Origin of the sequence: Streptomyces sp. NPDC091289 (genome assembly GCF_044757365.1) — a bacterium.
Taxonomy (GTDB): Bacteria; Actinomycetota; Actinomycetes; order Streptomycetales; family Streptomycetaceae; genus Streptomyces.
The window spans coordinates 421,796-447,859 of record NZ_JBIVUT010000002.1 but is presented as its reverse complement, the minus strand read 5'-3'; the positions used below and the strand labels follow the sequence as shown (position 1 = coordinate 447,859).

General features: G+C 72.4%; 19 protein-coding genes. 8 read left to right on the top strand and 11 right to left on the bottom strand.

Annotated elements, in window-relative coordinates; translation table 11 throughout:
• Nucleotides 1-71: 71 nt before the first annotated feature.
• The gene (locus ACIQPT_RS04025) at nt 72-1,382 is read right to left on the bottom strand and encodes an ROK family protein (RefSeq protein WP_401152482.1); all 1,311 of its coding nucleotides are present in this window, start codon (nt 1,380-1,382) and stop codon (nt 72-74) included.
• A gap of 533 nt (nt 1,383-1,915) precedes the next feature.
• Between ACIQPT_RS04025 and ACIQPT_RS04020 the strand changes: the two genes are divergently transcribed.
• Nucleotides 1,916-4,324, top strand: a complete 2,409-nt coding sequence (locus ACIQPT_RS04020; RefSeq protein WP_401152480.1) for an endonuclease/exonuclease/phosphatase family protein — start codon at nt 1,916-1,918, stop codon at nt 4,322-4,324.
• A gap of 25 nt (nt 4,325-4,349) precedes the next feature.
• On the opposite strand, the gene ACIQPT_RS04015 is transcribed toward ACIQPT_RS04020, so the two are convergent.
• From ACIQPT_RS04015 to ACIQPT_RS04005, 3 genes are read right to left on the bottom strand one after another with little or no spacing between them, the layout of a single operon-like run.
• The gene (locus tag ACIQPT_RS04015) at nt 4,350-5,249 is read right to left on the bottom strand and encodes an alpha/beta fold hydrolase (RefSeq protein ID WP_401152478.1); all 900 of its coding nucleotides are present in this window, start codon (nt 5,247-5,249) and stop codon (nt 4,350-4,352) included.
• A 24-nt stretch (nt 5,250-5,273) separates the two neighbouring features.
• Nucleotides 5,274-6,539: a beta-ketoacyl-[acyl-carrier-protein] synthase family protein gene (locus ACIQPT_RS04010; protein ID WP_401152476.1), complete on the bottom strand. Its 1,266-nt coding sequence runs from the start codon at nt 6,537-6,539 to the stop codon at nt 5,274-5,276.
• A complete protein-coding gene (locus tag ACIQPT_RS04005; RefSeq protein ID WP_401152475.1) occupies nt 6,536-6,769 on the bottom strand; it encodes an acyl carrier protein in 234 nt (77 codons plus the stop codon). The genes ACIQPT_RS04010 and ACIQPT_RS04005 overlap by 4 nt, the downstream gene beginning before the upstream one ends.
• A 244-nt stretch (nt 6,770-7,013) precedes the next feature.
• On the opposite strand from ACIQPT_RS04005, the gene ACIQPT_RS04000 reads away from it, so the two are divergent.
• The 4 genes from ACIQPT_RS04000 to ACIQPT_RS03985 all read left to right on the top strand — a co-directional run bounded on the left by ACIQPT_RS04000 (nt 7,014) and on the right by ACIQPT_RS03985 (nt 10,540).
• On the top strand, nt 7,014-7,472 hold the full coding sequence (locus ACIQPT_RS04000) for a nitroreductase family deazaflavin-dependent oxidoreductase (RefSeq protein WP_401152472.1): 459 nt from the start codon (nt 7,014-7,016) through the stop codon (nt 7,470-7,472).
• Between the two features lie 78 nt (nt 7,473-7,550).
• A complete protein-coding gene (locus ACIQPT_RS03995) occupies nt 7,551-8,282 on the top strand; it encodes a nitroreductase family protein (RefSeq protein WP_401152470.1) in 732 nt (243 codons plus the stop codon).
• Between the two features lie 271 nt (nt 8,283-8,553).
• Nucleotides 8,554-10,107 carry a peptidoglycan-binding protein gene (locus ACIQPT_RS03990; RefSeq protein ID WP_401152467.1) on the top strand — a complete coding sequence of 518 codons (1,554 nt, stop codon included), beginning with the start codon at nt 8,554-8,556 and terminating at the stop codon, nt 10,105-10,107.
• A 61-nt stretch (nt 10,108-10,168) separates the two neighbouring features.
• Nucleotides 10,169-10,540, top strand: a complete 372-nt coding sequence (locus ACIQPT_RS03985; protein WP_401152464.1) for a hypothetical protein — start codon at nt 10,169-10,171, stop codon at nt 10,538-10,540.
• A gap of 24 nt (nt 10,541-10,564) precedes the next feature.
• Here the strand turns inward: ACIQPT_RS03985 and ACIQPT_RS03980 are convergent, their stop codons facing one another.
• On the bottom strand, nt 10,565-11,236 hold the full coding sequence (locus tag ACIQPT_RS03980; RefSeq protein WP_401152462.1) for a hypothetical protein: 672 nt from the start codon (nt 11,234-11,236) through the stop codon (nt 10,565-10,567).
• A 74-nt stretch (nt 11,237-11,310) separates the two neighbouring features.
• On the opposite strand from ACIQPT_RS03980, the gene ACIQPT_RS03975 reads away from it, so the two are divergent.
• The gene (locus ACIQPT_RS03975) at nt 11,311-12,177 is read left to right on the top strand and encodes a DUF3626 domain-containing protein (protein WP_401152459.1); all 867 of its coding nucleotides are present in this window, start codon (nt 11,311-11,313) and stop codon (nt 12,175-12,177) included.
• 58 nt (nt 12,178-12,235) lie between these two features.
• On the opposite strand, the gene ACIQPT_RS03970 is transcribed toward ACIQPT_RS03975, so the two are convergent.
• From ACIQPT_RS03970 to ACIQPT_RS03945, 6 genes are all read right to left on the bottom strand, one after another.
• Nucleotides 12,236-16,009, bottom strand: coding sequence for a S8 family peptidase (locus ACIQPT_RS03970; RefSeq protein ID WP_401152457.1), 3,774 nt, complete (start codon nt 16,007-16,009; stop codon nt 12,236-12,238).
• Between the two features lie 124 nt (nt 16,010-16,133).
• Nucleotides 16,134-17,276 (bottom strand): XdhC family protein, encoded by a 1,143-nt coding sequence (locus ACIQPT_RS03965; protein WP_401152454.1) that lies wholly within the window; start codon nt 17,274-17,276, stop codon nt 16,134-16,136.
• Nucleotides 17,277-17,314: 38 nt separating this feature from the next.
• Entirely contained in the window at nt 17,315-18,775 is a 1,461-nt protein-coding gene (locus ACIQPT_RS03960; RefSeq protein WP_401152452.1) for an NCS2 family permease, read from the bottom strand.
• Between the two features lie 331 nt (nt 18,776-19,106).
• On the bottom strand, nt 19,107-21,524 hold the full coding sequence (locus ACIQPT_RS03955) for a xanthine dehydrogenase family protein molybdopterin-binding subunit (RefSeq protein WP_401152449.1): 2,418 nt from the start codon (nt 21,522-21,524) through the stop codon (nt 19,107-19,109).
• On the bottom strand, nt 21,521-22,120 hold the full coding sequence (locus tag ACIQPT_RS03950; protein WP_401152447.1) for a (2Fe-2S)-binding protein: 600 nt from the start codon (nt 22,118-22,120) through the stop codon (nt 21,521-21,523). The genes ACIQPT_RS03955 and ACIQPT_RS03950 overlap by 4 nt, the downstream gene beginning before the upstream one ends.
• A gap of 2 nt (nt 22,121-22,122) precedes the next feature.
• Nucleotides 22,123-23,013, bottom strand: a complete 891-nt coding sequence (locus ACIQPT_RS03945; protein ID WP_401152444.1) for an FAD binding domain-containing protein — start codon at nt 23,011-23,013, stop codon at nt 22,123-22,125.
• 331 nt (nt 23,014-23,344) lie between these two features.
• Here ACIQPT_RS03945 and ACIQPT_RS03940 point away from each other — a divergent pair, with 331 nt between their 5' ends.
• Together ACIQPT_RS03940 and ACIQPT_RS03935 are read left to right on the top strand one after the other, a co-directional pair.
• Nucleotides 23,345-25,105 (top strand): PucR family transcriptional regulator, encoded by a 1,761-nt coding sequence (locus ACIQPT_RS03940; protein ID WP_401152443.1) that lies wholly within the window; start codon nt 23,345-23,347, stop codon nt 25,103-25,105.
• A 173-nt stretch (nt 25,106-25,278) separates the two neighbouring features.
• Nucleotides 25,279-26,061, top strand: coding sequence for a hypothetical protein (locus ACIQPT_RS03935; RefSeq protein WP_401152441.1), 783 nt, complete (start codon nt 25,279-25,281; stop codon nt 26,059-26,061).
• The last annotated feature ends 3 nt before the right edge of the window (nt 26,062-26,064 follow it).

The window sequence follows — 26,064 nt, the reverse complement described above, 5'->3', positions numbered from 1 at the left end:
AGTCGGGTTCCGCGCCGGCCGGGAACAGGGGCCGGCCGCCGTGTTCAGGACACCGGGTTCAGGAACCGGGTTCAGGACACCGCGGGCAGCGCGGGCCAGGGTCCCAGCGGGTCCGTGTACAGCGCGCCGAGCGCCACCGCGCCGCCCGCCGTGGCCAGCACCGATCCGGTGAAGCTGCTCGGCACCACGGCCCGTTCGGGGTCGTCGCAGACCCAGGAGCGCTGCGCGACCTCCGCCCGCAGGTCCGCCAGGCACTCCGGGATCCGGCCCGCTCCCGGCTCGACGACCACGAGGACCTCCGGGTCGAACATGTCCAGCAGCAGGGCGGCCGCCCGGCCGACGAGCAGGGCCCGGCGGCGGAAGAGCGCGAGCGCACGCGGGTCCCCGGCCAGGGCCCCGTCGAGCAGTTCGGTGAACGAGCCGACGTACAGGCCCTGTTCGGCGGCGCGGCGCACCATGGCCCGCTCGGAGACCTCCGACTGGAGGCAGCCGGTGCGGCCGCAGGAACAGGGCTCGGCCCCGCCCGATCCGCCTGCCCCCAGCGGCAGATGGGCCACGCTGCCCGCACCGGAGCGGGGCCCCAGGTGCATGGTTCCGGAGCTGGCGAACGCGGCGTCCACCACGGCTCCGACGAAGAGCAGGACGGTGCTGGCCCGGGTCGACGCCTCGCCGAACAGCTGCTCGGCGCGGGCCAACGCCCGGGAGTGGCTGTCCACATGGACCGGGAGGCCGGTGGCGGCTTCGAGGATCTCGCGCACCGGGACGTTCCGCCAGCCCAGGTGCGGATGCTCGACGACGACTCCGGCGGCGGGGTCCACCCGGTGGCCGGTGGCGAAGCCGAGGGCGAGGACGGTCCGCCCGGCGGCGTGCGACTCGACGAGCCGGGGCAGCCGGTCGGCGAGGTCGCGCAGCAGGGCGGGACCGCTGGCGAGTCCGCGCGGGGAGCCGCCGGGGACGGTGGCGTACGGGCCCATCGCGCCGATCGCGTGCGGCTGCCGGTCCTCGGCGACGATCCGGCCGCGCAGGTCCATCAGCGCGACGGTGGAGTGCGCGACGGCGACGTGGGCCCCGGCGACCAGATAGCGGCCGGTGTCGATCTCGACGGGGATGTGGGGGCGGCCGAGCCCTTTGGGCCCGGCGGTCTCCGCACCTTCGCGGACGAGCCCGCGTGCCAGCAGTTGCCCGACGTGGCCGGTGACCGCCGCCGGGGAGAGGCCGGTGAGCCGGGCGACGGTGGACCGGGCGACGGGCCCGTGGTCGAGGATGGCGCTCAGCACGGAGCCGGAGCCGGTGCCGGAGACGCGGCGGGCGGGCGCGGCGGCCGGGATGTCCGAGCGGCGCAGCGGGGCGGGGCGGCGGGCGGGCACGGGCGGACGCTTCACAGGTGTCTTCACAGGTCCTCGATGGCAGCGGGCCGTGCGGGAAGGCGTCCGGACGGAGCCTCGTGCCGAGGCCCCGCCGGCGCCGGGCCGGAGCGGGTTCGGCTTGTCCCGTGGAACGGTTGCCCGGGGGTGCACGCACACCGGAAGGGCTCCGGCGGCGGTCACGGCGGGGCGGGTGGCGTTCAGGCCCGGTGACACGCCGCGGAGCACACGCGCTTCAGGTCGACATGACCTCGCGTCGTCAGGTGTGCGGATCGCTGCATGGCGCGCAACGTAGCCGGAACGGCGTAACCCGGTCAAACCGTTGACCGCATGGTGGACGGCCGTCTCAGCAGGGCGTGTTGCCCGGGTATTGCCGCATGTGACAGGCGTATGGCGGGCGTACGAAGCGGGGGTGCGGCGATCGGGGCGGGGCGGTGAGACCTGCCCTCCATCCGGACGATGCCGGGAATTAACCGATGATGCCTTGTCATGCCCTGTTCTACGCGCATAGCTTTTGCCCCTACTACTCAGTTCAGTTGGGGGCACCTCCCGTGCAGATATACCGATCCGGTTCCGTCCTGCTGACCGGCGCCGTCGCCGTCGCTCTCGCGGTGACCGCCCTGCCCGCCGCCCAGGCGGCCCCGTCCGCCACCGCCGTCATCTCCGAGGTGTACGGCGGCGGGGGCAACTCCGGCGCGACACTGACCCGGGACTTCGTGGAGCTGGCCAACGCCGGCTCCGCGCCCTTCGAGGTCGGCGGCCTCAGCGTCCAGTACCTGCCGGGCAGCCCGTCGGCCGGCTCGCAGTGGCAGGTGTCCGAGCTGACCGGGTCGATCGCGCCCGGCGGCCGCTATCTGGTCGCCCAGGCCGCGGGCACCGGCGGCACGGTCGCACTGCCCACCGCCGACGCCACCGGCACGGTCGCCATGGCGGCGGGCAGCGGCACCGTCGCCCTGGTCTCCGGGACGGCCCCGCTGACCTGCAAGTCGGCGGCGGACTGTGCGGCGGACACCCGGATCGTCGATCTGGTCGGTTACGGTTCCGCGGTCGTCCGGGAGGGCAGCGGCCCGGTCCCCGGCGCCTCGGCCACCGCGTCCGTGGCGCGGGCCGCCTCGCTCGCCGACACCGACGACAACGCGGCCGACCTCGCCGCGGGCGCCCCGACCCCGGTCAACGCGAAGGGCGAGACGTCGGGCGGCGGTCAGGAGCCCGAGGAGCCCGGCCCCACCGAGCCCGGTGACGTACGGATCCACGACATCCAGGGCACCACACGGGTCTCCCCGCTCGACGGCGCGACGGTCGACGGCGTCCCGGGCGTCGTCACCGGCGTACGGGCCAGCGGTTCGCGCGGCTTCTGGATCCAGGACACCGCACCCGACAACGACCCGCGCACGAGCGAGGGCCTGTTCGTCTACACCGGCTCCGCCGCGCCGGCCGTGGCGGTCGGGGACGCGGTCCTGGTCAGCGGAAAGGTCGCGGAGTACTACCCGGCCACCGGCACCCAGTCGCTCACCCAGATCACCGCACCGCGCACCACCGTGCTCTCCTCCGGCAACGCGCTGCCCGCCCCGGTCGTCCTCGACGCCCGCTCGGTGCCCGGCCGCTACGTGCCCTCGGCGGACGGCGGGGCGATCGACGCGCTGCCCCTGAACCCGAAGCGCTACGCCCTGGACCTGTACGAGGCGCTGGAGGGCTCCCGGGTCCGGATCGCCGACACCCGGGTGACCGGGGCGACGACCCCGTACGACGAGATCTGGGTGACGGTCAAGCCCAAGGAGAACCCGACCCGGCGCGGCGGCACGCTCTACGCCTCGTACGAGGACCAGAACACCGGCCGGCTCAAGGTGATGTCCCTGGACCCGGCGCGGCCGGTGCCGACCGCGAACGTCGGCGACGTCCTCAAGGGCCGCACCACCGGCGTCCTCGACTACGCCTCGTACGGCGGCTACAACGTGCAGGCCACCGAGCTGGGCACGGTCGTCGACAAGAAGCTGCGGCGCGAGGTGACCCGCAAGCAGAAGAAGGACGAGCTGGCGGTCGCCACGTACAACGTGGAGAACCTCGACGCGGGCGACGAGCAGACCAAGTTCGACACCCTGGCCGAGGGCGTCGCGGTCAATCTGTCCTCCCCCGACATCGTCTCGCTGGAGGAGATCCAGGACGACAACGGTGCGGTGAACGACGGCACGGTGGGGTCCGAGGCCACGCTGAAGCGGTTCACGGACGCGATCGTCGCGCAGGGCGGGCCGCGTTACGCCTGGCGCTACATCGCCCCCGAGAACAACAAGGACGGCGGCGAGCCCGGCGGCAACATCCGCAACGTCTTCCTCTACAACCCGAAGCGGGTCTCCTTCACCGACCGTCCGGGCGGCGACGCCACCACGGCGGTGGAGGCCGTGAAGGCGGGGAAGGGCGTCAGGCTCTCCGCCTCGCCCGGCCGGATCAACCCGGCGAGCGCGGCGTGGGCGGACAGCCGCAAGCCGCTGGTGGGCGAGTTCGTCTTCCGGGGCAAGCCGGTCTTCGTCATCGGCAACCACTTCGCGTCCAAGGGCGGCGACCAGCCGCTGCACGGCCGCTACCAGGAGCCGACGCGCTCCTCGGAGACGAAGCGGATCCAGCAGGCCGCCGAGGTCAACACCTTCGTCACCTCACTGCTGAAGACCGACAGGTCGGCGCACGTCGTGGCGCTCGGGGACTTCAACGACTTCGAGTTCTCCCCGACGATGAAGGCGCTGACCAAGGGCAAGGTGCTCAAGCCGCTGATCACGACGCTTCCCGCGTCGGAGCGGTACAGCTATGTCTTCGACGGCAACTCGCAGACGCTGGACCACATCCTGACGAGCCCCGGCATCCGGCGTCTCGACTACGACGTGGTGCACATCAACGCCGAGTTCGCCGACCAGGCGAGCGACCACGACCCGCAGGTGGTGCGGGTGAAGGTCGACGGTTTCCGGTTCTGAGGCCGATCCCCGGTGGGGCGGACCGTCAGATCCGCCCCACCGGGGCACCCGCCTGCCGGGGCAGGCTGACGGGGGCGGCAGCGGCCGTCCCCTCCAGGAAGAACCCTGACACCAGCTCAGAGACCTCGACGGCCCGCTCCAGGACCACCCAGTGGTCGGACTCCGGAATCGTCAGGAACCGGCTGCCCTCGATCGTCGCCGCGAACTCCCGTTGCCGCTCGGGCGGGGTCACCGTGTCGTGCTCCCCGGCGAAGACCAGCGCCGGCACACCGCTCAGCCCGCCGGAGAAGTCCGGCCGGTCGGCCAGCGCCCGGTAGAGCGAGCTGGTCGCGTGCGGCGAATGGGTGAGCGCGTGCAGGAACGAGCGGCGTACATAGCGGCGGGCCAACTCCCGCCGGTGCACGGTCCGTTCGGGATCGAGGCACATCAGCGCGTCGGCGGCCATCGCCGCGAAGCCCTCGCGGTCCCCGCCCGCCAGCACCTCCCGCGCCCGCTCCCAGCGCTCCACCTGGGCCTCGTCGATATGGAGCGGTACGCCGCCGAGGGCGAGCCGGGCGACCCGCTCGGGGTGGAGCTGGGCGAAGCCGAAGGCGATGGCGGTGCCGTACGAGAAGCCGAAGAGGTTCAGCCGGGGGGCGCCGATGTCGTCGGCGATCGCCAGGACCGCCCGGCGCAGGAGGTCGGCGCTGGGGCCGGGCGGGAGCGGGTCGGCGGAGCCCATGCCGGGCAGGTCGGCGGTGACCACATCGGTGGCCGGGCCGAGATGGTCGTCCATCTGCGGCCAGCCGTACATGCCTTGGAGGGCGCCGCCGAGGACGAGCGCGGGTTCCGTGAGAGGGGCGCCGCTGTCGGAGTCGTGACGCAGGACGCGGTAGCTGTACCGCACGCCGTCCACCGACAGCGTACGGATGATCTCCTCGGGCATGGTGGTTGCCCAACTCCCTTCGGGTCAGGCCCTGGTGAGGACGAGTGCCGCGTTGTGCCCGCCGAAGCCGAGCGAGGTCTTGACCGCGCAGTCGAAGGAGGCGCCGCGGGCCTCCTTGGCGACGACGTCCATCTCGATCTGCGGGTCCGGGGCGTCCAGGTTGACGGTGGGCGGGACCAGTTGGTGCTGGAGGGCGAGCACGGTGAGCGCGGTCTCGATGCCGCCCGCCGCGCCGAGGGTGTGGCCGGTCATCGCCTTGGTGGAGGTCACCAGGGGGCTCTCGCCGAGGACCCGGCGGAGCATCGTCGCCTCGATCAGGTCGTTGGAGAGCGTCGAGGTGCCGTGCGCGTTGACGTGCCCGACGTCGGCCGGGGCGATCCCCGCGTCGGCGAGCGCGGTGCGCAGGGCGCGTTCGATGCCGAGGCCCTCGGGGTCCGGGGCGACGGCGGAGTGGGCGTCGCTGGAGGCTCCGTAACCGCTCACCTGGGCGCGGACGGCGGCGCCCCGGGCGCGGGCGTGGTCCGGGTGTTCCAGGACCACGATCCCGGCGCCCTCGCCGACGACGAAGCCGTCGCGGTGGATGTCGAAGGGGCGGCAGGCGGCCGCCGGGTCCTCACGACGGGTGGAGACGGCCTTGAGGCTGCAGGCGCTGGCGATCAGGAGGCGGGTGCAGGTGGATTCCGCGCCGCCCGCGATGACGATGTCGCAGGCCCCGGAGCGGAGCATCTGGTGGGCGGTGCCGATGGCGACGGTGCCGGAGGAGCAGGCGGTGGAGACGGCCTGGCTGGGTCCGTGGACGCCGAGGTCCAGGCTGACGCTGCTGGCCGCGCCGTTGACGACGCTGAGCGGGGCGAGTTTCGGGGAGACCCGGCGAGGGCCGCGCGTGGCGAGGGCGGCGTGCTGCTCGTCGTAGAAGGGCAGTCCGCCGTGGGCGGAGCCGATGACGATGCCGACGCGGCCGCTGTCCCAGACCGACGGGTCGAGCCCGGCGTCGGCGACGGCCTCGCGGGCGGCGATGACGGCGAGCTGGGAGAAGCGGTCCATCAGCCGCTGGGCGGCCACGCCGAGGACGGCCCCCGGGTCGCAGTCGGTGACGGAGTAGAAGAAGTCGCAGGGCAGATCGGCCAGTTCGGGCCGGTGGCCGGCGGACGGCGCGAGGCCCTCGGTGACACCGTGCCAGGCGGCGTCCACGCCCGTACCGGCGGCGGTGACGAGGCCGACGCCGGTGACGGCCGCGGCGAACGGGGTGAGCGGGGCCCGGCGGTAGGGCGGTGCGGTGACCGCGCTCATGCGGTGACCTTCCCGTCGACGGTTTCGATGAGCCGCCCGACGGTGTCGCGCGAGGTCAGCGCGACGTCCTCCAGGTCCACGTCCAGCCGCTCCTCGATGTGCAGCCGCAGCTCCTCCAGCGCGAGGGAGTCCAGCCGCAGCCGGTGCAGCGGAACATCGGGGCGGATGGCCTCGGGGTCGGTTCCGAACTTCGCTACCAGCAGGGCGCTGATCTCTTCCGAAGTGCTCATTGGCGCTCCTGGGATCGGTGACGCGGTGACGCCTGCCGCGTGAGGGGAGGTGGGGGGAGGGGCCATCGGGGGACGCCGGCTGCTCCGGAAGGACCCTTTATACGCCTTCGCGGCCGGGTTACCGGTCCCCGTTCCCCCGTGCGGTGGGAGGGGTGTCCAGGTGTACGAATCCGGGGTGCGGCGCGGGCGGGTGCCAGGATGGAGGCGGAGCCCGTACGGGACGGCACGAGAAAAGGAGAAACCGATGACGGCCGAGCAGGACGGCGATCAGGACGGCACCGCGGAGGTCGCGCCGAGCCCCGCCGACTGGGTCGCCCGGCAGGCCGAGCTCTACGAGTCCTCGGGCGGCACGAAGGGCACCACGCAGCTCGGGGTGCCGTGTCTGCTGATGGATTACGTGGGCCGGCGCAGCGGGACGGTGCGGCGCACGGTGCTGATGTACGGGCGGGACGGCGAGGACTATCTGATCGTGGCGTCCAACGGCGGCTCGGACCGGCCGCCGCTGTGGTATCTCAACCTCCAGGCGAACCCGGAGGTCGAACTCCGGGTGAACACCGAGCGGTTCGGCGCGGTCGCAGCGACACTGCCGGCCGGGGAGAAGGCGCGGGTCTGGCCGGGTCTGGTGGAGCTGTTCCCGCGCTACGGGGAGTATCAGGCGGGCACCGAGCGGGACATCCCGGTCGTCCGGCTGACGCGGCGCTGAGGCGGGAGCGGCGGGCCGCACGGACCGGCCGCCGAGGGCCCTTATGGCGCGCCGGTCCGAACCGTAAACTCCGCGATCATGACCATGGAAACGGTTCAGGCCGACCCCTCCGCCCTCGGCGGCCCCGCTCTCTTCGCCACCATGTCCACCATGCGCGCCATGCGCCGTCTCAAGCCGGACCCGGTGCCGGACGAGACGGTCGGGCAGCTGATACAGGCCGCCGTCTGGGGCCCCAGCGGCGGCAACATGCAGTGTTACGAGTACGTGGTGGTGACCGACCGCCAGGTGATGGCCCGGCTCGCCCCGCTGTGGAAACGGTGCGTGGACGCGTATCTGGCGACGACCGGGAAGTACGCCCCGGAGGGCATGGACGAGGCGGCGTACGGCCGGATGGTCGCGGCGATCGAGCATCAGCGCGACCACTTCGCCGACACCCCGGTGCTGATCGTGCCGTGCTACCGGTTCCCCGAGCCGCGGCTGGACGAGGAGGGGCTCGCGGCCTCGGCGCGGGCGCTCGGCCCGGCGGGCACGGAGCACATGATGACCACGCAGACGCGCTTCCAGGCGCTGGCCGAGGGCTCCTGCGTCTATCCGGGGGTGCAGAACCTGCTGCTCGCGGCCCGGGGTCTCGGGCTCGCGGCGAACATCACCATCTGGCATCTGATGCTGGAGCAGGAGTGGAAGAAGGAGCTGGGCATCCCTGAGGACATGGCGACGTTCGCCGCCGTTCCGGTGGGGTGGCCCGCGGGCAACTTCGGGCCCGTCCGGCGGCGGCCGGTGGCGGACGTCATCCACCGCGACCGCTGGTAGCGGCCGGCCTCCGCGCCCCTCGGCGGCGACCCCCTGCCGGGTGACGCCCCGTCACCCGGCAGGGGGTGAGGGTCCACCCGGCAGGGGTGAGAGGAGGGCCTGTCCGCCGAAAGGCCCAACTCCCTTGATTCTGCAGGATGTTGCCAGCCGAATCGCCCGCGCGCCGCGTTGTTATGCCCTGCTCATGTCGATAGCCTGGCCGGGTTCGGCATCCCTCTGGCCCACCCGGGCCCGAGGGCTTTTCTCTTCTCCCCACAGAGCAGGAGACCCCATGCCTCCACGCATCGCCGCCCGGACCCGGGCCCGCTTCGGCGCCCTGGCCGTCCTCACCGCCGCGGCCCTCCTCGCGACCGGACACCCGGCGAGCGCCGCCCCACGGGCGGACACGGCCGACCCGGTGAACCGCGCCTTCGCCGAGGCGGCCCGGGAGTACGGCGTACCGCGCGATCTGCTGGCCGCCGTCGGCTACGGCGAGTCCCGGTTGAACGGTCATGCCGGAGCGCCCAGCCAGGCGAACGGCTACGGCGTGATGCACCTGGCGAGCAACCCCGTCAACCGCTCGCTGGAAAAGGCCTCCGAGCTGACCGGCGAGAGCGCGGCCCGGCTGCGCCGGGACACGACGGCCAACATCCTCGGCGGCGCTGCCGTCCTGCGCGACCACGCGGACGCGCTGGGCCTGGACGCCGCCGAGCGCCGGGACGTCAACGCCTGGTATCCGGCGGTGGCCCGCTACAGCGCCGCCGAGGGTCCTGCCGCGGCGCTCTACGCGGACGCGGTCTTCACGTTCCTCGCGGAGGGTGTGGCCGCGCAGGTGTCCGGCGGCGAGGAGGTGCGGGTGCCCTCCCGCCCGGTCGCCCCGGACAAGGGCGAACTGTCGGCGTCCGACGTCTACGTCCAGAGCGAGGACTACCCCTCGGCGCGCTGGGTGCCCGCCCACTCGGCGAACTTCGCTGTCGACCGCACGGCGACCGTCGACAAGGTGGTCGTCCATGTCACGCAGGGCTCGTACGCGGGCTCCATCAGCTGGTTCCAGAACCCGGAGTCCCAGGTCAGCGCCCACTATGTGATCCGGTCCTCGGACGGCGAGGTCACCCAGACGGTCCGGGACAAGGACACGGCGTGGCACGCGCGCAGTGCCAACGCCTCGTCCGTCGGCATCGAGCACGAGGGATGGGTCGACGATCCGGCCTGGTTCACCGACGCGATGTACCGCTCGTCGGCCGCGCTGACCTCCCACCTCAGCGCGAAGTTCAATATCCCGAAGGACCGGGCGCACATCGTCGGCCACAGCGAGGTGCCGGGCAACGACCACACCGACCCGGGTGTGCACTGGGACTGGAACTACTACATGGAGCTGATCGGCGGTGACCCGGGCAACGGCGGCGACGGGCTGACCTTCCCCGTGTACACGCCCCAGCAGTCCGGCTCGTCGGGTCCGCAGGTGACGGCCGTCCAGACGCTGCTCACCCAGCAGAAGTACCAGCCGGGCGCGGTGGACGGGCAGTTCGGCCCCACCACGAAGAGCGCGGTGCAGGCGTTCCAGACGGCCCGTTCCCTCGGCTCCGACGGGATCGTCGGCCCGAAGACCTGGACGGCCCTGCTGTCGGCCGGCACGACCCCGGTGCTGAAGCAGGGCAGTTCGGGCGATGCGGTGAAGCGGCTCCAGCGGGCCCTGACGGCGGCGCTCGGCACCACCGTGGGCGTGGACGGCAGCTTCGGCCCGGCCACGGAGACGGCGGTCCGCAGCTACCAGACCAGCCGCAAGCTGGGCGTCGACGGCGAGGTGGGCCCGGCCACCTGGGAGGCTCTGCAGGCGGGCCGCTGAGCAGGGGGCGCAAGCGGTCCCGGGGTGGTCGGGCAGAACCTCGCCCCGGTACCGTCGCCCTGTGTGCTACTACGCGATGGTCCACTACAAGCTGCACCACGCCTGCGTTCCCTGCCGCGTCAGCTTCAAGCGGCATCCCGCGGAGGGCCGCGAGCAGCCCTGCCCGAACTGCGGCCGCGCCCTGGTCTGCGCGGGCCACGACTTCGCGCCCCCGCCGCGCCGGGACACCGACGCCTGGAGCGCGGTCGGGGCCGTGCTGGGGGCGGGGCTGCGCTACGAAGGCCTGGAGGCGTGCGGCTGCGGCAAGCAGCCACGCTTCCGCCCACGCACCGGCGCTGAGGTCCGGGCCCGCCTGACCGTGGCGGCCCGGACCGGTGTACCGGTGGCCGAGGCGCTGGCACGGCGCGATCCGGCGGTCCCGGAGGCGGACTGACGCCACGCCACTTCCACCCGGCTCTCACTCCCCCGCGCCGACCGGATACCCGATCTCCTTGATGTCCTCGGCCAGTTCGGCGGCCACGCGCTCGGGGCCGAGCGCGGCGATCACCTCGTCGGTGAGCGGCCGCAGCGCGTAGACATGGCGTACGGCTTCGAGGTCGACGGGAAGGTCGAAGTAGTCCTCGGCCCACTCCTGGTACGACTCGGGGGTGCCCGTGACGAGGAGCTGGAAGAGCCAGTCCGCGCCGTCGGAGTCCTCGCCGTCCTCCGGGAACTCGACACTGCCCGCCCGCCAGCGGTCGTCGCCGCTCTCGCGCCAGAGGCAGGCGGTGACGACGGGCAGGCCGAACTCGTCGCAGAACGACGGCTCGTCCACGTAACGGCGGAACACGGCGGGCACCTCGTCGAGGACGCCGGGCCAGGGGACGTCGTCCACGTACGGGCTCATCGGCGACTCGTGGTCGAAGCCCCGCGCGTACGCGCCGTCGGCGGAGAAGACCACGGAGTACTCCCCGCCCGACCCGTCCCGCATGGAGGCCATCGCCTCCGTCGGCGACCACTGCGCGTCGAAGCTGTGCCAGCGGTGGTCCCACTCGGGACACAGGATCGCGTCGAGCATCGCCAGGGAACGGCAGAGATCGGTGAGGGCGGATAGGCCCGGCAGCCCGCGGGCCACGTCGTGAACGCTCATGGCCACATCCAACCGCACCGGCCCGCCGGGGAATTCACGTGCTCCTCCGGTGGCCGCCCGGGCACACTGTCCCGATGAACGCCGAACTCCCGGTCACCTCGCCCCGTGGGCGGGCGCTGGAGCACGTCACGTCGCTGTCCTCGGGGGCGCCCCTGGACGCCGGACCGCGCGTCACCCTGAACTTCCACCCCGACCGTACGGTGGCGGGGCGGCCGATCCTGGAACGGCTGCGCGAGGACGGTCTGTACGTCTCCCAGTTCGTGACCGGAACCAGCAACGGCGGGCTCACCGCGCGCCCCGGCGGTGACCGGTGGCGCTGGGAGAGCCGGATCTTCGGCGGCGCGTACGACCGGGCCGGGCCCGCCGAGCGGCCCGTCTACGGGGCGCTGGACGTCCGGCGCGCTTCCTGCGGCGCCGCGCCCCGGTTCGGGTCGGCGCACTTCCGGCTGACGGCGGACGTCCTCCGCTCGGCCACCTTCTGCTATCCGGACAGCGCCGCGGAGCCGGAGCGCTTCGGGGTCGCGGCGCGGATGTCGGGGCTGGTCGAGCTGGCGGCGGCGGACCGCCGTGACGCCCTGGACGACTACATCGAGGCGCAGATCCACGCCCCGGTACGGCTCGCCCGGGACGTGGAGGCGCTCGTGCTCGACCCGGCGTACCGGGGGACGGCGGTGGAGGAGGCGGCCGAGAAGCTGCCGTGCCCCGTCGAGTGGCACGAGGGGTTCCGGCTCGGCGTCGACGAGCTGCGCCGCCGGCCCGGCTACCGGGGGCCGGAGTACGTCGAGCTCGGCGCGGCCCTCGCGGTCGACGGGTGTCTGGACGCCCGGATCATCGGCGACGCCGTACGGTCCGGGGGTCATGCGGAGCAGGATCTGAAGAAGGTCTGGCATCTGCTGGCCCGGTTCGGGCGGGCGCCGGCGGGACTGCCGGCCGGGGGCTGACGCGCCTGGTCCCGCGCCCTCCGAGGGGGGTGCGGGACCAGGTCAGCGGCTCAGCAGGTCACTTCAGGCCGAAGGCCCGGATGATCTCCTGGTCGACGGAGAGCCCGCCGGGGCCCTCCGCGTGCGCCTTGAGCGAGACCGAGGCCGCGCCCTTCGACGGGGTGCGGAACTTCGCGGTCCACTCGCCGATCTTCTTCTTCCGGAGGTCCACCTTCGTCCAGTGCTTGCCGTCGTCGTAACTGACCGACAGCGACGCCTTGTTCGCCTTCACCGCGCCCGGCAGCCACTCCTGGGTGGTGGAGGAGAGGCCGATCTCCGTGGTGCGTCCGGCCCGGACGTCGCCCGCCAGGTCGGTGTCGACGGCGTAGTCCAGCTGGAGCATCGGGATGTCCGTCTGGAACGGGCCGCCCTCGTCCAGCGCGCCGGAGACGAAGCCCCACTCGGAGTGCGTCCGGGTCGACGTCTTCCAGGTCTGCGCGTCCCGCCGCGAGTCGATCACCAGGCGGTAGGGCAGCTCCTCGGCGGCGAGGTCACCGAGGTAACCGGCCCGGCCCGCGCCCTTCTTGAGCTCCTTGTCACCCTGGTGGATGGCGTACGAGGTGGTGTCGTACTCGTTCTCCGGCATCGAGCCGGAGTGGCCGGCGCCCGCGTCCGTCCACGGGGTGATGTTGAACTGGAGGTCGTTGTACACCGTGCGGTGCGGACCCCAGTAGCCGGTGCCCAGACGGGGGCGGGTCACCGGGGCGAACCACTCGGCCCGGTAGTCCTTGCCCGCCCGGTAGTCCAGTTCGGCGCTGCGTATCTCGTGCGCCCGGTCGGACTGCTCCGCGTTGAGGACCGAGTGGTTCTCGTACCAGAACGAGTCGCCCGGCAGCGGGTTGACCCACTCGGTGCGGACGCCGGGGAACTGCTCGTACTCCTCGAAGCCGAGGCCGGGGCCGTAGTCCGGGATGTCGTAGCGGTAGCCGCCGCCGAGCGTCTTCTTGTGGCCGTAGAAGGTGTTCTCCACCTTCGCCAGCTGCCGGGTCGAGGGCGCGAAGGCCAGCGAGCGGTCCGGGATCGTGCCGTCGTGGCGGTCCACCAGGTCGTACAGGTAGTCCGCGAACTTCTTCTGGTCGACCTGGACCTTCTTGCCGCGCTGCGCCGCCCTGATGAGCGTGTCGCCTGCCGACTTCTGGACCGAGGCGATCGGGATGGTGGTCTGCTCGCCGTACGGGGTGTAGCTCTCCATCGCCACGCCGCGTCCGTCGTTGACGACGAACAGCGCCTTGGCTCCGGCGGCCAGCGCGGCCGCGAGGCGTTCGGCGGGGGTGACGTCGGCGCTGCGGGTGATCACGACGGCCTTACCGCGCGCGTCCAGGCGCTTGTAGTCCGCCGGTGCGCCCTTGCCCGCGTACACCGCCTTCAGCTTCTGGCTGCTCTTCTCGGCGACCGCCGCGCCGCCCTGGACGTGGACCGGTACGTCACGGCCGTCGGCCTCGACGTCGATCAGCTCCTCGCCCTGCCGCCAGCGGGTCAGGAAGCTGAAGGTGCCCTGGGTGACCTTCTTGGTCGGGCTCGCCCACAACTGGTCGTACGTCAGCGGGATCTGGAACGCGTCGCGCTGGACGACGCCGTCCGGGGAGGTCCGCGCCATGTCGTAGCGGAGCTGGCGGGTCTCGGTCTCCTTCGGGGTGCGCACGCTCACCTTGCGGGCCTTGGAGGCGTCGAGGGTGACGGTGGTGGAGCCGGTGAGGATCGTCTCGGGGGCCGCGAGGAACGCGACCGCCTTGGAGTCGGGGCGGTCGCCGTCGATGTCGACGGAGGACCAGGCGGTGTAGTTGCCGGGCGGCAGGCGCAGCGTGGTCTCGCCGCCGCTGATCTGGACGAGGCCGAGCTGCGGGTCGCCCAGCTCGGCGAGGACGACCAGGCCGTCCATCGGCTTGCCCGACCGGTCGCGGAGCTTCACCGTCAGATCGTGGAGTTCCTTCTCCTTGGTGAGCGCGAAGCCGGTGTGCGCGACGGTGGCGTCCGCCGCGTCGGTGGCGACGACCTGGCCGGAGAAGGCGGTGTCGTTGGCGACCTTCGACGGGTCGAGCGACAGAACCGCCTCGGCGGTGCCGCCGGCCGGGACGGTCAGCGTGTCCGTGGAGAGCGTGTAGGCCGCTTCGTCCGTGTCGGTGGCCAGGTTCAGCGTGACGTCCGTGTCACCCGTGTTGCGGTAGGTGATGGCGCGCTCGGCGACCTCGTCGGACGGGCTGTGCGGCCAGTCGTAGGAGGCGACCTCCACCGAGCCGGTGGCCTCGATCGTCGTGTCGATGGCCGCCTTCACGTCGAGCCGACCGGTCCCCTGTTCGTACGGGGTGTACGCGTCGAGCTTCTTGGACGAGGTCATCAGCGCGTCCTTGATGCGCTGGCCGGTCCAGTCGGGATGACGCTGCTTCAGGATGGCTGCCGCGCCCGCGACATGGGGCGTCGCCATCGACGTACCGGACATCGACTGGTACAGGCCCTCGATGCCGGGCACGGACTGCGAGGCCGCGGCGTTGATGTCGACGCCGGGGGCCGACAGGTCGGGCTTCAGCCCGTGGGAGCGCACTAGCGGGCCCATGGAGGAGAAGGCGGCGCGGCCGTCCTGCTTGTCGACGGCGGCGATGGTGAGCGCCTGCTCCGCCGAGCCGGGCGAGCCGATGGTGCCCGCCCCGTACGCGTTGCCGGCCGCGATCACGAAGAGCGGACCGCCGTCCGCCGAGAGGGAGTTCACCGCCTGGGACATCGGGTCGGTGCCGTCGTCGGGCACCGGGGAGCCGAGGCTCATGGAGACGACGTCGGCCCCTTCGGCCTTCGCCCACTCCATGGCCTCGATGATCCCGGAGTCAGCGCCGGATCCCTCGTCGCTGAGGACCTTGCCGACGAGCAGGTCGGCGGCCGGGGCGACGCCCTTGTTCGCGCCGTCGGACGCCGCGCCGGATCCGGCGATGGTGGAGGCGACGTGCGTGCCGTGGCCGTTCTTGTCGTCGACCTCCTCGCCCGGGATGAAGCTGCGGGAGCCGACGAGCCGGTCCTTGACGTCCGGGTGGTCGGCGTCGATGCCGGTGTCCAGGACGGCGACCTTGGCGCCCTTGCCGTCGAAGCCGTCGGCCCACGCCTGCGGGGCGTTCACCTGCGGCACCGACTCGGTCAGCAGGGCCTCGGAGCGGCCGTCCAGCCAGAGTTTCGCGATCCCGCTGTCGAGCGAACGGGCGCTCGGAGTACGGGTGATGGCGCTCCAGAACGTCCGCGCGTCGTCCTTGTCGGCCGTGAGCGCGGCCCCGTGGACCGATTCGAGGGTGCGGACCTTCTTCGCGCCGCGCGGGGCGGCGGGCAGGGCCTTGGCCTTCGCGTCGCCCTTGGCCGCCGGGTAGGTGGCGATGAGCGGGATGGCGCCGGCGCCCTCGTCGTCGTAGCCCATGCGCACCAGGGCCGAGACGTTGAACAGCCGCCGGTCCAGGGTGCCCGCCGCGATCAGCGTGGTGGCCTCGTCGGGCAGGACGTACACGTCCTCGCCCGCCTGCTGGATGTGGACCCCGCCGCTCGCGCCGTCCGGGCGGTCCACGGTGACGGTGTCCTGGTCGCCGGGGCCGTCGACGTACCGCACGACGTCGCCGGTGACCAGGGTGACGGTGTGGCTCTCGGTGCGTATGCCGGAGCGCGGTGCGGCGTCGGCGCCCGGTGCGGGGGCGGCGCCGGCGGTGCCCGCGAAGGGCACCAGCAAGCCGCCCATGAGGGCCGCCGAGGTCGCCAGGAGCAGGGCTCTGCGTCCTGGGCGGGCGGATCTCGCCCGGCCGGGAACGGAGGAGGGGGAAGAAGTCATGCAGCTGATCTACCGGTAAATCCGGGGTGATCGCTGCGTTCGGGGCGGGCGGGAAACCGCCGTGGCGGTAACCCGCCCGAGGTGGACGGATCTTTCAGGCCACCTCGGACCGCCTGGGACCGGCTCAGGCCACCGAGGCGAGCGGCTGTCCGCTGCTGTCGTGGTGGATGGGGGTGTGCGCCCCGGTGAGCGGTACGCCGCTGCCGCCGCGCCGGACCGCGACGATCTCGGCGGCGATGGACAGGGCCGTCTCCTCCGGCGTACGGGCGCCGAGGTCGAGGCCGATCGGCGAGTGCAGCCGGGCCAGTTCACGGTCGGTGAGTCCGACCTCGCGGAGGCGCTCGTTGCGCTGCAGGTGGGTGCGGCGCGATCCCATCGCGCCGACGTAGGCGACCGGGAGGCGCAGGGCGGCCTCGAGGAGCGGTACGTCGAACTTGGCGTCGTGGGTGAGGACGCAGAGCACCGTGCGGGCGTCGGTGGTGGTCCCGGCGAGGTAGCGGTGGGGCCAGTCGACGACGATCTCGTCGGCCTCGGGGAAGCGGGCCGCGGTGGCGAAGACCGGTCGGGCGTCGCAGACGGCGACCCGGTAGCCGAGGAACTTCCCGGCCCGGACCAGGGCGGCGGCGAAGTCGATCGCGCCGAACACGATCATGCGGGGCGGCGGGACGCTGGACTCGACCAGGAGCTCGATGGGCCGGCCGCAGCGCGAGCCCTCCGCGCCGATGGTGAGCGGCTCGGTGCGGCCCGCGTCCAGCAGGGCACGGGTCTCGGCGGCGGCGGTCCGGTCGAGCGCCGGGTGGCCGCCGAGCCCGCCCTCGTAACTGCCGTCGGCCCGGACCAGGAGCGGGAGTCCGAGCAGTTCCTCGGGTCCGTCCGTGATCCGTGCCAGCGCGGCCGCCGTCCCCTCCGCGGCGGCCGCGAGCGCTGCGGCGAACACCGGGCGGGCGGGATCGTCCGCCCGTACCGGTGTCACCAGGATGTCGATGATGCCGCCGCAGGTCAGGCCGACCGCGAAGGCGTCCTCGTCGCTGTAGCCGAAGCGCTCACGGACGGACTTCCCGTCCGCAAGGGCTTGTTGGCACAGTTCGTAGACCGCGCCCTCCACGCATCCGCCGGAGACCGACCCGATGGCCGTGCCGTCGAGGTCGACGGCGAGGGCGGCGCCGGGCTGCCGGGGCGCGCTGCCGCCGACGGCCACCACGGTGGCCACGGCGAACTCGCGTCCCTGCGAGACCCACCGGTGCAGCTCTTCGGCGATGTCCAGCATGGCGTATCTCCTTAAGCGGAAGGGGAGGGCTCGGCGCGTCAGTGGACGCCCAGCCAGCTCTCGATCGGGTTGAGGGCGAAGAAGACGATGAAGATCACCGTCAGCCCCCACATGAAGGCCCCGACCTCGCGGGCCCGGCCCTGGGCGAGCTTGATGGCGCTGTACGCGATGACACCCGCGGCGACACCGGTGGTGATGGTGTACGTGAAGGGCATCAGGACCACGGTCAGGAAGACCGGGATGGCGACCGAGCGGTCGCCCCAGTCCACGTGCCGGGCGTTCTGCATCATCATCGCGCCGATGACGACGAGGGCGGCGGAGGCCACCTCGGTCGGCACGATCGCGGTGAGCGGGGTGAAGAAGAGGCAGGCGGCGAAGAAGAGGCCGGTGATGACGGAGGCGAACCCGGTCCGGGCCCCTTCGCCGACGCCGGTGGCCGATTCGACGAAGACCGTCTGGCCGGAGCCCGAGGCGACACCGCCGATGACACCGCCGGCGCCGTCGATGAACAGGGCCTTGGACAGGCCCGGCATGCGGCCCTTGTCGTCGGCGAGCTTGGCCTCGGTGCCGACGCCGATGATGGTGGCCATCGCGTCGAAGAAGCCGGCCAGCACCAGGGTGAAGACGATCATGCCGACCGTCATCACACCGACGTCGCCCCAGCCGCCGAACTCGACGTTCCCGAAGAGCGAGAAGTCGGGCATGGAGACCGCACTGCCCTCCAGCTCCGGCGGGCCGCTGGGGCTCCATGTCTTGGGGTCGATGTCGACGATCGCGTTGATGACGATGGCGACCAGGGTGCCGACGACGATGCCGATCAGGATCGCGCCGGGGATGTTGCGCGCCTGGAGCATGAAGATGAGGAGCAGGGTCACGCAGAAGATCAGGACGGGCCAGCCGGCCAGTTCACCGGCCGGGCCGAGGGAGACCGGGGTCGCCTCGCCCTGGTGCACGAATCCGGCCTTGAAGAGGCCGATGAAGGCGATGAAGAGCCCGATGCCCATGGTGATGCCGTGCTTGAGCGCGAGCGGGATCGCGTTCATGATCATCTCGCGGAGGCCGGTGACCACCAGGAGACAGATCACCACACCGTAGATCACACACATGCCCATGGCCTGCGGCCAGGTCATGTTGGGCGCGACCTGCGAGGCGAGCACACCGGAGACGCTGAGTCCGGCGGCGAGCGCCAGGGGCACCTTGCCGACGAACCCCATGAGCAGGGTCGTCGCGGCCGCCGCGAAGGCGGTGGCGGTGATGAGGCCGGGCTGGCTGAGGAGGTTGCCGTTGACATCCTCCCCGCCGAGGATGATCGGGTTGAGCAGGAGGATGTACGCCATGGCCATGAAGGTCGTGACGCCGCCGCGCACCTCGCGCGCGACCGAGGAACCTCGTTCGGATATATGGAAGTAACGGTCGAGCCATGATCTTCCGGCGGGGACGCGCGAGCCGGGGCCCGCACCTTCCGGACTGGTCTTCGGTTCCACTGACTGCTGGGTCATGATGCCTGACTCCCAAGGTTCACAGGGGCACCCGCGTGGAGATTCCTGAATGCGGGATTTGGGATGACTGCGTCGGCTGCACGACCCGGGGACGGCCGGGACGGACTGTTGAGGCAGAACGGATGTGCCGGCGGCACGGATGATCCGTGAGGCGCTGCCGTGCTGTCGGCACGGCGAAGAACCGCGAGCGGTGCGGTACTTGGGCCTCCGGGCGGTGCGGGGTGCGGAAAAGTGTGACGTTCTCGGCTCAGCACACCGCCCGGAGAGTTCGGGGGGGGGACCGCTCGAAGGCTGCCGGGTGACGACGGGTGGGAGGTCACCCGGCAGGCCCTCAGGTGCTGGTGAGGTGTTCGGGCCGCACCGGTGTCCTGTTGAGCTCCAGACCCGTCGCGTTCCGGATCGCCGCGAGGACGGCCGGGGTGGACGACAGGGTGGGGGCCTCGCCGATGCCGCGCAGCCCGTACGGGGCGTTCTCATCGGCGAGTTCGAGCACGTCGACCGGGATCGTCGGCGTGTCGAGGATGGTGGGGAGCAGATAGTCCGTGAAGGACGGGTTGCGTACCTTCGCGGTCTTCGGGTCGACGATGATCTCCTCCATCACCGCGACGCCCATGCCCTGGAGGGTGCCGCCCTGGATCTGGCCGAGGACGGAGAGCGGGTTGAGCGCCTTGCCGACGTCCTGGGCACAGGCCAGTTCGATGACCTTGACCAGGCCGAGCTCGGTGTCGACCTCGACGACCGCGCGGTGCGCGGCGAAGGAGTACTGGACGTGACCGTTGCCCTGTCCGGTACGCAGGTCGAACGCCTCGGTGGGCCGGTGGCGCCACTCCAGCTCGATGTCGATCGCCTCGTCCTCCAGGACGTCGGCCACATCGGCGAGCACCTCGCCGCCGTCGGTGACGACCTTGCCGCCCTCCAGGAGGAGTTCGGCGGTCGCCCAGGCCGGGTGGTAGGTGCCGAACTTGGTGCGGCCGAGCTCCAGGACCTTCTCCCGGACGGCTTCGCAGGAGTTCTTGACCGCGCCGCCGGTGACGTACGTCTGACGGGAGGCCGAGGTGGATCCGGCGGAGCCGACGCGGGTGTCGGCGGGGTGGATGGTGACCTGGTTGACACCGAGTTCGGTACGGGCGATCTGGGCGTGGACGGTGACGCCGCCCTGGCCGACCTCGGCCATCGCGGTGTGCACGGTCGCGACCGGCTCGCCGTTGATGACCTCCATCCGCACGCGGGCGGTGGAGTAGTCGTCGAAGCCCTCGGAGAAGCCGACGTTCTTCAGGCCGACCGCGTAGCCGACACCCCGCACGACGCCTTCGCCGTGGGTGGTGTTGGAGAGCCCGCCGGGCAGCGCCCGGACGTCGATGGAGGTGCCCTCGCTGCCCGCCGCCAGCCACTGCTGCTCGGGCGGCAGCGGCCGGGACTTGACCCGGCGCAGCAGCTCGGCGACCGGGGCCGGCGAGTCGCAGGGCTGGCCGGTCGGCAGCAGGGTGCCCTGCTCCATGGCGTTGAGCTGCCGGAACTCCACCGGGTCCATGTCGAGCTTCGCGGCGAGCTTGTCCATCTGCGCCTCGTAGGCGAAGCACGCCTGGACCGCGCCGAAGCCGCGCATCGCACCGCAGGGCGGGTTGTTGGTGTAGAGGGCGACCGCCTCGATGTCGACGTCCTCGATGACGTACGGGCCGACCGAGAGCGAGGAGGCGTTGCCGACGACCGCCGGGGAGGCGGAGGCGTAGGCGCCGCCGTCCAGGACGATCTTGCACTTCATGTGCGTGAGCTTGCCGTCCTTGGTGGCGCCGTGCTCGTAGTAGAGCTTCGCCGGGTGCCGGTGGACGTGTCCGAAGAAGGACTCGAACCGGTTGTAGACGATCTTGACGGGCTTGCCGGTGCGGAGCGCCAGCAGGCAGGCGTGGATCTGCATGGAGATGTCCTCGCGGCCGCCGAAGGCCCCGCCGACGCCGGAGAGCGTCATGCGGACCTTCTCCTCGGGCAGGCCGAGGACGGGGGCGATCTGGCCGAGGTCCGAGTGCAGCCACTGGGTGGCGACGTACAGCTCGACGCCGCCGTCCTCGGAGGGCACCGCGAGGCCGGACTCGGGGCCGAGGAAGGCCTGGTCCTGCATGCCGAAGGTGTACTCGCCCTTGACGATGACGTCGGCGCGCTTGGCGGCCTCGTCGGCGTCGCCGCGGATGATCGGCTGGCGGTGCACGATGTTGGGGTGCGGGACGTGACCGATGTGGTGGTCGTCGCGGCCCTCGTGCACGAGCACGGCGTCCGGGGCGGTCGCCGAGGCCTCGTCGGTGATGAGCGGCAGCTCGCGGTACTCGATCTTGATCTTGGCGGCGGCGCGGCGCGCGGTCTCCGGGTGGTCGGCGGCCACGATGGCGACCGGCTCACCGTGGTGGCGGACCTTGCCGTTCGCGAGAACCGGGGTGTCCTGGATCTCCAGGCCGTAGTTCTTCATCTCGGCGGGCAGGTCGTCGTAGGTCAGCACCGCGTAGACGCCGGAGGTGGCGAGCGCCTCGGAGGTGTCGATGGAGACGATCTCGGCGTGCGCGACGGTGGAGCGCAGCGTCTGGCCCCACAGCATGTCCTCGTGCCACATGTCGGAGGAGTACGCGAACTCCCCGGTGACCTTGAGGGTGCCGTCGGGGCGGAGCGTGGACTCGCCGATGCCGCCCTTGGTGGGCGAACCCTGGGTGATCTTGGTGGGTGTGCCGGCCGGTACGTTCTGTGCCTTCGGGGTGGTCGTCATGACTGGACCGCCTCTTCCTGACGGGCGGCCGCGAGGCGGACCGCGTCGAGGATCTTCTCGTAACCGGTGCAGCGGCACAGGTTGCCGGAGAGCGCCTCGCGGATGTCCTGGTCGGACGGCGAGGGGGTGTTCTCCAGCAGCTCGTCGGCCGCGACCAGCAGACCGGGGGTGCAGAAGCCGCACTGGACGGCGCCGGCGTCGATGAACGCCTGCTGGATCGGGGAGAGCTGGACGGCCTCGCCGGTCTGGCCGTCGGTGGGCTTGGACTGCCAGCGCTTGGCGGCGTCCAGCGTGGTGCCGCAGGCGCCGGTGGCGCAGCCGCCGCCGGGGTGGGCGTCCTCGCGGTGCTTGGCGTAGTCGGCCAGGCCCTCGACGGTGACGACCTCGCGGCCCTCGACCTGGCCGGCGGCGACGAGACAGGAACAGACCGGGACGCCGTCCAGGCGGACCGTGCAGGAACCGCACTCGCCCTGCTCGCAGGCGTTCTTGGAGCCGGGCAGGCCCATGCGCTCACGCAGGACGTACAGGAGGGACTCGCCCTCCCACACGTCGTCGGCTTCCTGCGGACGGCCGTTGACCGTGAAATTGACTCGCATGGTTACGCAGCTCCTTCCAGCGTGCGGCCCGCGCCGCGGTACTGCTCCCAGGTCCAGCCGAGCGTGCGGCGGGCCATGATGCCGACCGCGTGCCTGCGGTACTTCGCCGTGCCGCGTACGTCGTCGATCGGGTTGCAGGCGCCTGACGCGAGGGCGGCGAACTGCTTGGCGATCGCGGGGGTGATGATCTTGCCGTTCTCCCAGAACCCGCCCTCTTCGAGCGCGGCGTTCAGGAACTCCTCGGCCTCCTTGGCCCGGACCGGGGTCGGGGCGGCGGAGCCGATGCCGGTGCGCACGGTGCGGGTCTCGGGGTGCAGCGCGATACCGAACGCGCAGACCGCGATGACCATGGCGTTGCGGGTGCCGACCTTGGAGTACTGCTGCGGTCCGTCGGCCTTCCTGATGTGCACGGCGCGGATCAGCTCGTCCGGCGCCAGGGCGTTGCGCTTGACCCCTGTGTAGAAAGCGTCGATAGGAATCAGCCGCGTTCCGCGTACGGATTCGGCCTCGACCTCGCAGTCGGCCGCGAGCAGGGCCGGGTGGGCGTCACCGGCCGGCGATGCGGTGCCGAGGTTGCCGCCGACGCCGCCGCGGTTGCGGATCTGCGGGGAGGCGACGGTGTGCGAGGCGAGCGCCAGACCGGGCAGCTCGGTGCGCAGGTGTTCCATGATGGCGCTGTACGGCACGGAGGCGCCGAGCCGCACGCTCTCCTGGCCCACCTCCCACTCGGACAGCTCACCGATGCGGTTCAGGTCCAGGAGGTACTCGGGCCGCCGGTGGTCGAAGTTGATCTCGACCATCACATCGGTGCCGCCCGCGATGGGCACAGCCGTGGGGTGCTCGGCCTTGGCGGCGAGCGCCTCCTCCCAGCTGGCGGGGCGAAGGAAGTCCATGAGTGGCTCTCTTCTTCTCAATCGGGTCGTTCGCTGGGGCTGGGGACGGCCGGCCCTCGACTGGCTCGTTCATGTGGTGTTCACGTGGTGTGTGGCCCAGTACACAAGCCCTCGCCCTGCCGGTGCAGTCACCGAAACACTGAAGGAGTTGGCTGCTCTCCGTCCTCGTCTTGTAGATTCGAACGAATGGCGGGATTCAGTAACCTCGCCGCAATTCACAGATACCCGTTCACCCCACGGCTCCCCACCCCACGACCTCCTTCACCACCTCTTTCACCCACTCCCCTTACCTCCCCCTACCTCCCTCTACGGAAAGATCGGCGGCGACGAGATGCGGCTGCGCGCACTGCTGGAGACCGACGCGCTGGGCCTGCGGCTGCTCGGCGGCGAGGACGAGCTGGACCGCACGGTCCGCGGCGTCATGACGACCGACCTGCGCGATCCCAGCCGCTACCTCTCCGGCGGTGAGCTGGTGCTCACGGGCCTCGCCTGGCGCCGGGACGCGGCGGACTCCGAACCGTTCGTCCGGATCCTGGCGGGCGCCGGGGTGGCCGGTCTCGCGGCCGGCGAGGCGGAGCTCGGCCCCATCCCCGCCGATCTGGTCGAGGCGTGCCTGCAGCACCGCCTCCCCCTCTTCGCCGTGCACGAGACGGTGGCCTTCGCGACGATCACCGAGTACGTCGTACGCCAGGTCTCCGGCGAGCGGGCGGGCGATCTGGCGGCCGTGGTGGACCGGCACCGGCGGCTGATGACCTCGGGCCCGGCGGGCGGCGGCCCCGAGGTGGTCCTGGACCTCCTCACCTCCGACCTGGACCTGCGGGCCTGGGTCCTGTCCCCCACCGGCCGCCAGATCGCCGGGGCGGGCGCCCCGCTGCCCGGACCGCTGGGCGCCGCGCTGGCCGGGCACCACCTGGCCGCGACCCGGACCGGCCGCCGGGGTCCGCACCGGGCCGCTGTCGCCGGCACGACGTATTCGCTCTTCCCGATCCGCAACACCGGCCGCGGCGCGGTGCCGGCCGCCCGTGACGTACGGGAGTCGGTGCTCTCCGACTGGCTGCTGGCGGTCGAGGCGGACGCCTCGGACTGGCCCGCCGCCCGGCTCGACCTGCTCCAGGGCGTCACCCAGCTGATCGCGGTCGAGCGCGACCGCCGCGACGCGGCCCGTACGGTACGCCGCAGGCTCGCCCAGGAGGTCCTGGAGCTGGTCCAGGCGGGCGCCGCCCCCGCCGAGATCGCGGCCAGGCTGCGGGTCGCCGCACCGGTCCTGCTGCCCGGGCTCGGCGTGGCCCCGCAGTGGCAGGTCGTGGTGGCCCGGGTGGACTGGAGCGCCTCGGGCCAGACCGCCGCCCCGGGCGACATCGCGAGCGGGCCGGTGGCCCAGGCGCTGCTGGAGGAGATCCTCGTCGACCCGGCGGTCAGCGGCCCCGACTCGGCCGACCGGATCGCCGTCGCCCACACGGGCGATGAGGCCATCGCCCTGGTGCCGCTGCCGACGCTCACCACCGTGCCCCCGGAGCCCGGGGATTCCGGGGAGGGCGTGGAGGGCGACGCCGCGCGGGCGGGCGTCGAGGACGCCGACGCCCTCGACGCGGACCCCGGGCTGCACGCCGACGCGCTGCTCGCCTCCGTGCGCGAACCGCTCTCGGCGGGGCTCGCCGACGACGGGCGGCTGACACTGGGTGTCAGCGCGGCCGTGCATTCCGCCGAGGGGCTGCGCGGAGCGCTGGAGGAGGCCCGGCACGCCCGCCGGGTGGCCGCGGCCCGTCCGGGGCGGGTCTGCGCGGCCGGTCACCACGAGCTGGCCTCGCACGTGCTGCTGCTGCCGTTCGTCCCCGACGACGTCCGGCGCGCCTTCACGGCCCGGCTGCTGGACCCGCTGCGCGACTACGACCGGCGCCACCGGGCGGAGCTGATCGAGACGCTGGAAGCCTTCCTGGACTGCGACGGTTCCTGGACCCGCTGCGCGGCCCGGCTGCACCTCCACGTCAACACGCTGCGCTACCGCGTCGGACGAATCGAGCAGTTGACGGGGCGTGACCTTTCGCGCCTGGAGGACAAGCTCGACTTCTTCCTCGCCCTGCGCATGAGCTGATCTTCCGGCCGCGCGCGGGGTCCGGCGGGGCACCGTCGGACTTCGGCCGATTGTGAAATCTTTCACCTGACATTGTCCGGACCCCTTGGCCCGGCGTGCCATTCCGTGCTGAGATGCGCCGTACCCAACAGCACAATGGCGCGCTCGGGGAGGGCAATGTGGCGCATACCGCCATGTCTGGTTCCGGAACGACAGCAGATGACGATCCGCCGCTCCAGACCGCGGTATGGCGGCTGCGGTCACGCGCCTGCTGGACGGACGCGGCCGCACTGCTGGAGCACCACGCGACCACCGATCCGGCCTCGGCGCTCCAGCGCACCGCTCTGCTGACCGAGCGGTGTCTCTACACCGGGCAGGGCTGGACCGACGCCGAGGACGCCCTGCGCACGGCGGAGGCCATCGCCCGCAGCGACGACGAGCGCGGCTCGGCCGCCTCCGAGCGGGGCCATCTGGCGTACGCCTCGACCCTCCTGGCGGTACGGGACCGGGCCGACGAGGCGAGCGTGGCGCTCAGCCGGTCGGCGGCGCTGCTGGCCCCCGCGTCCCCGGCCCGGCCACTGCTGGACTTCCGGCGCGGGCTGATCGCCCAGAACATCGCGGAGTCGCCGGAGTCGGCGCGCGCCGCGTTCCGCCGGGCGCACGCCGGTGCGGCGGCCCGGGGCGACGAGCTGCTGCTCTCGTCCACCTGGCGGCATCTGGCCGCGCTCGCCCTGCGGGAGGGGGAGTCGGCCGAGGCCCGGCACGGCTTCGCGGAGTCGTTGCGGATCCGGGAGGAACTGGGGTTCCTGGTCGGTACGGCGCCGGCGTTGATCTCCCTCGCGGAGGCGGCGGAGGAACCGGAGGCGGCCCGGCTGCGCGCCGAGGCCGGCCGGCTGTTCCGGCTCCTCGGCGGGGTGCCCACCTGGCTGGCCCCGTACCTGGGCCCCCCGGCCCCGCGTACGGCGGAGGCGAGCTGAGCC